General features: G+C 60.7%; 8 protein-coding genes. 3 read left to right on the top strand and 5 right to left on the bottom strand.

The features are described from left to right. The first annotated feature begins 722 nt into the window (after window positions 1–722). Window positions 723–2,687: a M23 family metallopeptidase gene (locus tag L4923_RS06350; protein WP_239362870.1), complete on the top strand. Its 1,965-nt coding sequence runs from the start codon at window positions 723–725 to the stop codon at window positions 2,685–2,687. A gap of 24 nt (window positions 2,688–2,711) precedes the next feature. Here the strand turns inward: L4923_RS06350 and L4923_RS06345 are convergent, their stop codons facing one another. The 4 genes from L4923_RS06345 to L4923_RS06330 form a co-directional block, all read right to left on the bottom strand. Further along, window positions 2,712–3,413 carry a diguanylate cyclase domain-containing protein gene (locus tag L4923_RS06345; RefSeq protein WP_239362869.1) on the bottom strand — a complete coding sequence of 234 codons (702 nt, stop codon included), beginning with the start codon at window positions 3,411–3,413 and terminating at the stop codon, window positions 2,712–2,714. 362 nt (window positions 3,414–3,775) lie between these two features. Next, complete coding sequence (locus tag L4923_RS06340; protein WP_239362868.1) at window positions 3,776–5,323, bottom strand: MFS transporter; 1,548 nt, start codon at window positions 5,321–5,323, stop codon at window positions 3,776–3,778. Between the two features lie 122 nt (window positions 5,324–5,445). Further along, entirely contained in the window at window positions 5,446–6,936 is a 1,491-nt protein-coding gene (locus L4923_RS06335) for a L,D-transpeptidase family protein (RefSeq protein ID WP_239362866.1), read from the bottom strand. 151 nt (window positions 6,937–7,087) lie between these two features. Next, on the bottom strand, window positions 7,088–7,453 hold the full coding sequence (locus L4923_RS06330; protein WP_239362864.1) for an MmcQ/YjbR family DNA-binding protein: 366 nt from the start codon (window positions 7,451–7,453) through the stop codon (window positions 7,088–7,090). A gap of 157 nt (window positions 7,454–7,610) precedes the next feature. Between L4923_RS06330 and L4923_RS06325 the strand changes: the two genes are divergently transcribed. Both L4923_RS06325 and L4923_RS06320 read left to right on the top strand, forming a co-directional pair. After that, on the top strand, window positions 7,611–8,147 hold the full coding sequence (locus L4923_RS06325; protein WP_275448270.1) for an AAA family ATPase: 537 nt from the start codon (window positions 7,611–7,613) through the stop codon (window positions 8,145–8,147). A 119-nt stretch (window positions 8,148–8,266) separates the two neighbouring features. Continuing rightward, window positions 8,267–8,668, top strand: a complete 402-nt coding sequence (locus L4923_RS06320; RefSeq protein WP_239362862.1) for a DoxX family protein — start codon at window positions 8,267–8,269, stop codon at window positions 8,666–8,668. A 20-nt stretch (window positions 8,669–8,688) separates the two neighbouring features. Here L4923_RS06320 and L4923_RS06315 read toward each other — a convergent pair whose 3' ends face one another. Continuing rightward, complete coding sequence (locus tag L4923_RS06315; protein ID WP_239362860.1) at window positions 8,689–10,092, bottom strand: aminotransferase-like domain-containing protein; 1,404 nt, start codon at window positions 10,090–10,092, stop codon at window positions 8,689–8,691. Window positions 10,093–10,158 lie beyond the last annotated feature (66 nt).

Raw genomic sequence — 10,158 nt, 5'->3', positions numbered from 1 at the left:
CTAATCCGCAGGAACTCTGCCGCCCACGTTTCTCTTTCTTCTCTATTCAATTGTCAAAGAACAGACACCACAGACGCAGTGTCATGGCCCGTTCCGCCTCTCGGCTCCAGGCCAGCAGAGTGTCGCTCACGCGGCTCTCTTGAATTTCTCTTCGAGGTCTTTTCGGAAGCGAACTTCGCTGTCGCCAGCGGCGCACCGCCCTCGTTGATGAGGCGTATATAGTCGGCAGGCGTTCGAAGTGTCAACAAGGATTTCGAGTTTTTTGAATTTTTTGCGACAAATAATTTGAGCGAATCTTTTCACCGAACGTCTGCCCGGCGGAACCCCTTCCGCAGGCCGTGTTACGCGAGGCCAATTGTTCGCAAGCTAAAGGATGACGAGGCTTTTCAGCCTTCATGGGCGCCAGGCATCGACCATTTGCCCTGCCTAGGTTCGATCCAGCGGTGGTGCTACGAGGTGGATTGCACCCGAAAGCTGGCGGCTAGGCCGCATTGCCGCCTTAATGGAGGAAGAGAGCAGGTTCAGTGAAGACAGCCGAAACGCTTCACGTTCTCGCCTCTCACAGGAAGTGATCTGTGCAAGAGCGTGGGGTGGGTCACGGTTGCCGCCCATGTACGGCGGCTTTCGTTGACTTCACAGGCCACGGCAGGCAAATGTCATGGCCTTATAAGAGAACAAAGAGAATTCGAAAAACCCGCCTTGGGAAGAAATCGCCTTTCTGAATGCAGGACACGGACGAGGCCATAGCCGAACTCGGCAACGAGCCGCCGCTGATCGCGGACGGTCGCAGCGGCCCGCCGGACCGCCGCGAGGTCTCGGCGCGGTGGCTGTCCGGCACGTTCCTCACCGGCATTACCTCCTCTGTCCTGATGGGTGTAGCCTTGGTCGCTGCGCTCGACGGTCGCCAGCAATTGGCGACACCGCCCGAGATCGCCGAATTGGCCGGTCTGGCTGATGGCGGCGATTCCGGAGAAGAAGCCAAGACAACACGCCTGGTAGCCCCCCGCCAGGTTGCCAAGGCCAAGGACCGGCGACGCATGGAGGTCTCCATGGTCACCAAGGTCGGCGATCGCGATGTCATCAACACCATGCCCTTCGTGCAGGTTAAGATGGCGCTCGCGGCCAATCACACCACCAACAAATCCTATCCCGCCTTCGACCCGCTTCAGGTGTTCCGCGACGACAGCTCGGACTCGTCAAACCCCGCTCCAGTCCCAGCCGGTCAGATCTATGGCGCCAAGGTCGAAAGCGAGATGAGCCTGAAGACGGTCGACTTCCCGATCGCAACAGCGTCATTCGACGAGAAGAGCGACCTTTCCGCCGACGAAGTCGAAAAAGTCGTTCGCCAGGCAAGTGCGGGTCTCGGCGACGGCGCCGTCCAGGTTGCCGCCCTCCATTATGTCGACCCGCAGCGTTTCGGCGACCAGCTTTCTCAATCCATCGCTGGTGCCTATGACGTGAAGATCGTGCCGGAAAACGTCTCGGTCGCCCCACGTGCCGAAACCGAAACGGAAGCGCTGACCTTCGCGGAAGACATTATTCCTTTCACCAAGGATCGTGACATCGCCGAAGCCTTTTCCAATTCGGGCTATACGAATTCGGATGCCTTCGGCATGGCCGAGGCAATCGGCAAATTGCTCAATACCACGGCGCTGAAGGCCGGCACGGTCCTTCGTGTCGGCCTTGAAGTGCGCGGTGACGCTGCCAAGGTCGTCCGCACCGGGGTCTATGACCGAACCCGCCACATCGTCACCATCGCGCTCGACGACCGCGGCCAATACGTGCCTGCGCAGGAGCCCGATCCCAATCCCGAGCTGCAAACCGCCTTCGACGATTCACCCCCGGTGGTGGTGCGCGGCAATCTGCCGAGCATCTATGACGGCATTTATCGCGCCGCCTATTCTTACGGCTTGTCCACAAAGATGGCGCAGCGCGTCATCAAGCTGCTGGCTTCCGACGTCGACTATCAGTCGCGCCTCAGTTCAAGCGATCGCCTGGAAGTGCTTTTCTCGCAACCCGACAGTGACGACCAGGCTTCGGAGGATTCCGAACTCCTCTATGTAGCGGCCAGCATAGGCGGCATGACGCGCGCGCTGTATCGCTTCCAGCTGCAGGACGGCAGCACCGACTACTTCGACGAGAATGGCCGCAGCGCCGAGCAATTCCTGCTGCGCAAGGCCGTTCCCAACGGCACCTTCCGTTCCGGCTTCGGCGCGCGCCGGCATCCCATTCTCGGCTACGTCAGAATGCATACCGGGGTCGATTGGGCCGCGCCGACGGGCACTCCGATCATTGCTGCCGGCAACGGCGTTGTCGAGAAGGCCGGTTGGGCGGCCGGTTACGGCAAGCAGACGATCATCCGCCACGCCAACGGCTACGAAACATCCTATAATCACCAAAGCGCCTTTGCTCGTGGCGTCCAGCCGGGAGCCCGCGTCCGACAGGGCCAGGTGATCGGCTATGTCGGCACCACCGGTCTTTCGACCGGCGCCCACCTTCACTACGAACTGATCGTCAACGGCACCAAAGTCGATCCGATGCGCGTGCGCCTGCCAACCGGCAAGGTCCTGCAAGGCGAAGATCTCGTTGCCTTCAAGCGCGAACGCGAACGCATCGACGATCTTCTGAAGCAACAGGAAGGCACCGGGCTCAAGGTCGCCAGTGCAGGCGCTACCACGAGCAAATAGCCGTTTGTTCATGACGACTGATGATCAGTTGGCTCTCGCACCATTCGGGTCATCCAGGCTGATCAACCCGCGGCGCGAAGGTTTGGCGGCATACATGGCTTTATCGGCCGCCGCGACGAGTTCCGCGGCATCACGTCCATCATCGGGAAAAACAGCGATGCCGACCGTGGCGCCAACCTCCAGTTGCACTTCGCCCATCTGACGTGTCTTGCCGATATCGCGCGAAAGCCGCTGCGACAGAAAAAGGACCGACTCGCGACTTGGCACCCCGAGCACGATCATGCCGAATTCGTCGCCACCGAGCCGAGCCGCCGTCGCTCCTGCAGGGGCTGCCTTCGCAATCTGCTGCGCCACATCGATCAAGACCTCGTCGCCGATCGCGTGGCCGTGCATGTCGTTGACCGGCTTGAAACGGTCGAGATCGATGAACAGGATTGCGCAGCTTGACTGCGACTGCCGCGCACTTTCGATCGCCTGAGCGAGAGCCTCGCGGAAGCGTCGACCATTAGCCAGGCCTGTCAACGCATCATGCCGCGCGGATTCGTGGGCCAAAAATTCCGCGGCCTCTCGACGCTTTATTTCCCGCGAGAGCTGTCTGGTCCGGATGGCCAAAAAGACCAGCGAGCCAATACCAACGCAAAGAAGCAGAGCAAGTAACTCGTCGAGCTGCCAGTATTCATGGGCGCGCGTGATTTCATAGAGCCAATCGAACAGGTTGACGGTCACTGCGAAGGCGAAGAGCCCGCCAACAAGAAGCACCCAAAGTCCGGCAAACAGAAGCGTGCGCCGGTCGAGCAGTCGCATATCGCCCGAAGCGATCCCGGAAGAACTCAGCTGCCGCCGCAGATCATCCTTCGACATGCGCGCCCCCACTGGTGATACGATCACGCTATGTGCCTGCACTCTAACACATTCCCGGCGGCAAATATCGTTCAATCGAAGCAAGATGTTCGCCGCAACCACAGACGGACATCGCTGGATAAGGAACCGGCTCTCCAAAAATGCTCCAGCAATTCCAGGAAAGTACCCGACGGTTTTCCGTCCGGAATTGCGTGACGCAGATGGACGTCCCGTGAAACGGAACCGCTCTAAGGATCGATAGCACCTCCCGGCCCGCCTTCACGAGTCGGCAACATTTGTGCCGGCTGCGTCAGCCATGCGGTCAAGGCAGCCATGAAACACATGACCGCCGAGATTGCCGCGACAGCCTGGAAGGCTCGCCCGGTTGCGGCTGTCCGTATGGCCTCCGCCGCCGGCTCGATGTCGGACTGAGGCAATACGCCGAACTCGGAGCCACTCGCAGAACCGCCAGCGGCGGCATAGGCCAGTCCCACCACCGCGCCGAGCGCGGCGACAGCCATCAGCCCGGCGATCCGCGCGACCGCATTGTTGATCCCGGAGGCGGCACCGGTGTCTCTGTCGTCGACCGAAGTCATGATCGCGGTCGACAAAGGCGACACGACCAATGCCATGCCAAATCCCATCAGCATCGTCAGCGGGAAAATGCCGCTCCAGAAGCCGCGGAAATCCACTCCCACCACAACAGCCAGTCCGACGAGTGCGAGACCCACCACAAAGCTGCCCAGTGTTATAGGCAGGCGCGCTCCGGTACGGTCGGACCATCGGCCGACGGGCCCGGACAACAAGGCGATCGCCGCCGACAGCGGCAGGAAAATGAAGCCTGCCTCTGCCGTGCTCAGCCTCCAGCCAGCGATCAGAAGCATAGGCAGGTAAAACAGGACCGCCGACAGCGCGAAATAGAGAAAGAAAGTTGCCGCATTGGCCCCGGAGAAAGCGGCAATCCTAAACAGCTTGAGGTCGATCATCGGTTCGCGGTGGTGACGTTCCCACGCCACGAAAACCGCGAGCGCGACAACGCCGATGAGAAACACGATGGCATTCATCATCATGGAACCGTTGCCGCCTTCCGCGCTCATCGCCGTCAAACCATACGCCATGGCGCCAAAGGATAATGTGGCAAGCCCAGCCCCGCCGAGGTCCAGTCCCCTCGGATGCGCGGGTGAATCGGCAGGAACCTTGGCGAGCAGCAGCCAGATCGCAAGAGCACCAAGCGGCAGATTGATGGCGAAGATCGCGCGCCAGACGCCATCACTGAAACTGGATAGCACCATCCCGCCGAGCACGGGACCGAGGGCGGTCGTCAATGCCGAGGCAGCTGCCCAGATTCCGATGGCGCGGCCCCTCTCGGCCTTTGGATAAGCCTTGGCGATGATGGCAAGGCTGCCGGGAACCATGACGGCGGCACCGATACCCTGGATCGCGCGGGACAGGATGAGCAGCGGCGCGGTCGGCGCGAGTGCACAGGCGATCGATGCCGCAATGAACAGCGTGATCCCGGCAACGAAGGCACGGCGCAGACCGAACCGGTCACCGGCCGCCCCACCGGCCAGGATCAGCGCCGACAGCGTCAACGCATAGGCATTGGAAATCCACTGCGCCTCGACAAGGCTTGCACCCAGATTGGCACGCAGAATGGGCATGGCAATCGAAAGCACCGAACCGTCGATGAAACCAAGCGCGGAAGCGAGAATGGCGGCGACCAGCACATAGCGGCGGTTGCGCTGCGGGCAGAAGGTTTCTGTCGAAGCCAATCCACCGAGAACACCGGCATCCATGCCTGTATCGCCACTTGCCTGCATGGCTCTGCTTAACGCATGGCTGCGCAAACCGGTATCGATTTTCGGACGGAACCCTGCGCGAAATCGAAAACGAAGCCCCAGTCGTTCTGAAAGAAGCCCTATTCTACAAAATCGACCGGCACGCCGGGCTTCACCAGCCTCGCCAACTCAGCGGCGTCCCAGTTGGTCAGCCGCACGCAGCCATGGCTTTCGGTCTTGCCGATCTTCGACGGCTCCGGCGTGCCATGGATACCATAGGTCGGTTTGTCCAGCGCGATCCAGATCGACCCGACTGGCCCATTCGGCCCCGGTGGGATGGTGAGAACCTTGTCGTTGGCACCCTGCTTGAAATTGATCTTGGGGTTGTAGGTATAATTCGGATCGAAAGCGACGCGCGAAACCGCGTGCGTGCCCGTGGGCGACGGTGTGTCGGACGAGCCGATCGTCGCAGGATAGGCTGCCACCAGCTTGCCCGAAGCATCATAGGCACGAACCTGTTTGCGGCCTTTGTCGGCAATGATGTGCGTTACTGGCGTCTGCGCCAGCTTGCCAAAATTGACCACTTTCACCAGCGTGCCCGGCCGGTTGAAGTTGACGCCTGGATTGATCGCCTTGAGATAAGCTTCATCCATATGGAAGCGTTCGGCAAGCGCCTCGGTTACCGAGGTAAAGCTCATGCGTTCCAGCGTCGCCTTCTGGCTGTAGTCTTCCGGGATGGAGGCAACGTAAGGACCGGCTGCATCCTCGGCAGTGATGGAATAGGTAGCAAAGGCTGGCCCCCCCGATTTCTCGAGTTCCTCCTTGATGGCCGCCGTATCGGTCGACTTCAGATTGGTCCCCGTGATTTCCCGATAGGCAGTGATCGCCTTGTCCATGTTGGAGCCGAAACGTCCATCGACGGCACCGGGCGAAGCACCGGCACGGTCGAGCAGAACCTGCAGTGCCGCGACATCTTCGCGGGCACCTAGCGACAGCGACGGGTTGACTGCCGACTTTCCACCGGTTGCTGGCTGGTCGGGGGCGATGGACGCATCCGGAGATGTCGGCTGCGCCGGGTCGATCGAAGCCTCCAGAGGTTGCCGCTCAACCGGCTGTGGGGCAGGAATGCCTTCAGGATTGGCAGGCAACGGATCGCCGTAGCGATCGCGCGACCCGGGCGCTGGCGGAAAGGTATCGGCCATGCCGCCCTGAGGCGGATAGCCGTCATAGTAGCCACCATCGTCCTCCGGATATTGATAGGCACGCTGGTCTTCCATCTGCCTTCTGCGGAAGCGTGCCATGTCCTCGGGGTCGTCGAGATAATAGCGTTCATCATCGGGCGCGCGTTCGACGCGCCGTTGCCGGTTTTCGAGACGCAGCGCGCGCCGGTCGAAGCGTGTCTGCGGCGGCTGGATCGCAATCACCTTGCCGGTATAGCCGTCGACGATGACCCGATTGCCCTTGCCGTCGTAGAACACCTGATAGTCGCCGTCCTGCGCGACCTGGATACCCTCGGCCTTGTGCGAGATCTGGCTTTCCTCGCCCTGCTTCACGGTCGTTGCAGCCTGGGCGACGAATGACAGCGACGCGCCGAGCGTCAGGGCTGAAAACGAAAGAATCGTGCGCAGCATTTAGTCCGAACTCTCCGGGCGTTCCGTCACCGATCTGGCTCATCGGCCGAGCGCGCGAATTCCCGCGAGGGCCATGATCCGCCTAACGATTTGACCATGAACTGGGCATGAACATGGCGGGAAGGCAAGTGCGGTTCCATGAGAGCCGAGTTTAACCTTCCAGTCCCAATTCCCGCCGCTCGCGCCTTGTCAGATTGCGGGCAGCAAGGCGGTGGCTGTCTGTCAGGTAGTCCATCAACGCCTCATCATCCATGCTCTCTGCGGTCACCCGCTGGATCCATTTCATTCCACGCGAGGCGAGATAGGGCGCGGGGCGGCAACCGGGCTGCTCCTTGAGAACATCGTAAGCCATGTCTGAGCACTTGAATGTGAAGAAAGGATGCTCGGCGTGCTGGCTCCAGCCGCCGATAGCGAAGACCTTGCTGCCTACCTTCCAGACATGCGCGCCGCCCCACTGCACCACGTGATGGGCAGCCGGCAGAGAAGCACAGAAACTGTTGTATTCATCGAGCGTCAAACCGGGCCTCGTCGATTGCCAACCAGTGCTTTGTCTCTTCCTTGACAGGTTAGGAACAGCGATGCGAGCGTCAATGTCGGCCGTGGCATCCTTAAGCTGACATTTCCCATCGATCCGAGACGCTTGGGCGCCGGCCCGCATTGTGTTAGACGCAGCCATGATCGATTTCGCCGGCGAAATTCTCATTCTGACGGGCACACCTGGGTCTGGCAAAACCACCACCGCCAAGATGCTTGGAGCCGAAGCCGGATCGGCAAAAGTCCACCTGCACTCCGACGATTTCTGGCATTTCATCAAAAATGGCGCCGTCGCGCCCTATTTGCCACAAGCCCACGCACAGAACGCCGTTGTGGTGGACGTGCTCGCCAAGGCGGCGGAGGGGTACGCAAAGGGCGGGTTCTTCGTCATCGTCGATGGGATTGTCGGCCCGTGGTTCCTGCAACCGTTCAGGCGCCTCACCGTTCCGCTGCACTATGTAGTTCTGCGCCCGCCACTCGATGTCGCCATCCGTCGCTGCCGCGAGCGTGGCGGCGACACGCTGACCGACCCGGAACCGATCTCGGCACTTCACCGGCAGCTCTCTGCGCTGGAAGAGCTTGAAGCGCACGCCATCGACATCGGCGATCAGCCCCCAGGACGAACGGCTGCCGCCGTGATTGACGCCCTGTGCAGTGGCACCTTTCGCTTGATCTGACCGATCAAGCTCCCCATACGTTTCGCAATTCAGCATTTGCTAAAATCTCGAACAGTTTATTGCCCTGTTATCGGCAGTCGCCGCTATCAGTACCGGGGAGAAACAACGAGAAAAAGCCGATGATCGATGTCGATTCACTGCGACCGCAGTTTTTAAGCATTCTTCGGGTCGTAAGCGCCCTTACCCTGTTCCAGTACGGCACCGGCAAGTTACTGGGCTTTCCGACACTCGAACGCCTGCCAGCGGTTTTTTCCCTGTCATGGTTTGCGGGGGCCCTGGAACTGGTCGGTGGCGCCTTGCTTCTGGTCGGACTGTTCACACGCCCCGTGGCATTCATACTCTCCGGCCTGATGGCGTTTGCTTATTGGATCGGCCATGCGCCGAATTCGTTCTTCCCGGTTCTCAACGGCGGCAACCTCGCGATCGTCTATTGTTTTTTATTTCTGTATCTGTCTGTCGCCGGACCCGGTCCGTGGAGCATCGACGCTCACCGCAAGCCACCGGCGTCTGCCGGGGCGTGAGCTTATTCGTGTTGAAACACTCAGCCGCGCATGGCTTTGGCGATCACTTCCAACATGCGTGTATCCTTTGACTGGGCGACATTGAAACGCAGGAAACGGCTGGCCGTCCGCGACAGGCTGAAGGCATTGCCGGGCGCCAGCACGACGCCGTCAGCCAGCGCGCGCCGCGCAACGTCGGCAGCGTCCAGCCCGTCAGGCAGGCTGCACCAAAGGAACATGCCGGCACGCGGTTCGATCCATGGCCTGACGCCGATGGGTTCAAGTTGCTGCATGGTATCAACCATTGCAGCCGACAATCGCTGCCGCAGTGTCTCGACATGTTTGCGATAGCTGCCGTCCTTGAGCAGCGAAAATACTAATTCCGCTGAAAGCCGCCCGCCGCCGAAGGTGGTTGAAATCTTGAGGTCCGTCAGCCGCTCGATCCAGTCGGATGGCGCCGCGATAAAGCCGCAGCGTACCGAAGCAGACAGCGTCTTGGAAAAACTGCCGATGTGCACCACCCGCGAGAGCCCATCGAACGCGGCAAGGCGCGGCGCTGGTTCCGTCTCGAAGTCGGCGAAGATGTCATCCTCGACAATGGTGAGATCCGACTGGTCAGCCAGCTTGAGCAAGCGATGTGCGGTGACAGGGGATAACGTCGCCCCAGTCGGATTGTGCAGCGCCGAGTTGGTGATGTAGAGCCGTGGCCGATGTTCGGCGAGCGCCTGCGCGAACAGGTCGAGGTCTGGCCCTGTCGGCGTATAGGGCACTCCGACAATCTTGGCGCGATGGGCGCGCAACAGCGCGTGGAAATTGAAATAGCAGGGATCGTCGACCAACACCGTATCGCCGGGTTCGATGAGAAGACGGCACAGCAGATCGATCGCCTGCGTGCCCGACTCCGTCAGCACGATCTGCTCGGGCGAGGCTTCGATGCCATGCTCGCCCATGCGGCGTGCCAGCAGTTGCCGCAACGGTGCCAAACCGAGCGGCGTGCCGTAGTCGGCCAGAACCATGTCCTTGGCATGGGCAAGACCACGCAAAGCGCGCCGCAATGCCTGTTGCGGCATCCAGTCGGCGGGAAGCCAGCCGCAGCCGGGCTTCAGTATATCGCCACCGGCTTCCAGCGACTGCCGCGATATCCATAAAGGATCGATCTCGCGATCGAGCCGCGGTCCTACCTCGGCGAGTGAAAGCGGCGCCAGCGGACCGCAGACAAAGAAGCCGGAGCCTGGACGGGAACGGATCACGCCTTCGGCAGCCAGTCGCTCATAGGCTTCGACCACGGTCGACGTGGAAACCTGCATTGTTTTGGCGAAAGCGCGGACGGAGGGCAGCTTGGCGCCGGGCGTAAGCTGGCGCGCGGCAATGCGTTGCCGCACCGTCGCCATGACAGTTTCGATCAACGTTCCGCCTCTGCTCGAAGCGGCGTGCAGGCCATCCATCTGTAGTGTCACCGTACCCATAACAGTTTGATTAAACTGTACCTCATTGTATCTGGTGAAGCCACT

This window comes from Terribium retamae (genome assembly GCF_022347545.1).
Taxonomy (GTDB): Bacteria; Pseudomonadota; Alphaproteobacteria; order Rhizobiales; family Rhizobiaceae; genus Mesorhizobium; species Mesorhizobium retamae.
The sequence above is the reverse complement of the archived record's forward strand: the minus strand, read 5'-3'. Positions and strand labels throughout refer to the sequence as shown.

Bases quoted from the DNA above. Each gene is read 5' to 3' on its own strand.
- L4923_RS06350 (WP_239362870.1), top strand. From the start codon at position 723: ATGCAGGACACGGACGAGGCCATAGCCGAACTCGGCAACGAGCCGCCG.
- L4923_RS06340 (WP_239362868.1), bottom strand. From the start codon at position 5,323: ATGGATGCCGGTGTTCTCGGTGGATTGGCTTCGACAGAAACCTTCTGC.
- L4923_RS06335 (WP_239362866.1), bottom strand. From the start codon at position 6,936: ATGCTGCGCACGATTCTTTCGTTTTCAGCCCTGACGCTCGGCGCGTCG.
- L4923_RS06325 (WP_275448270.1), top strand. From the start codon at position 7,611: ATGATCGATTTCGCCGGCGAAATTCTCATTCTGACGGGCACACCTGGG.
- L4923_RS06320 (WP_239362862.1), top strand. From the start codon at position 8,267: ATGATCGATGTCGATTCACTGCGACCGCAGTTTTTAAGCATTCTTCGG.
- L4923_RS06315 (WP_239362860.1), bottom strand. From the start codon at position 10,092: ATGGATGGCCTGCACGCCGCTTCGAGCAGAGGCGGAACGTTGATCGAA.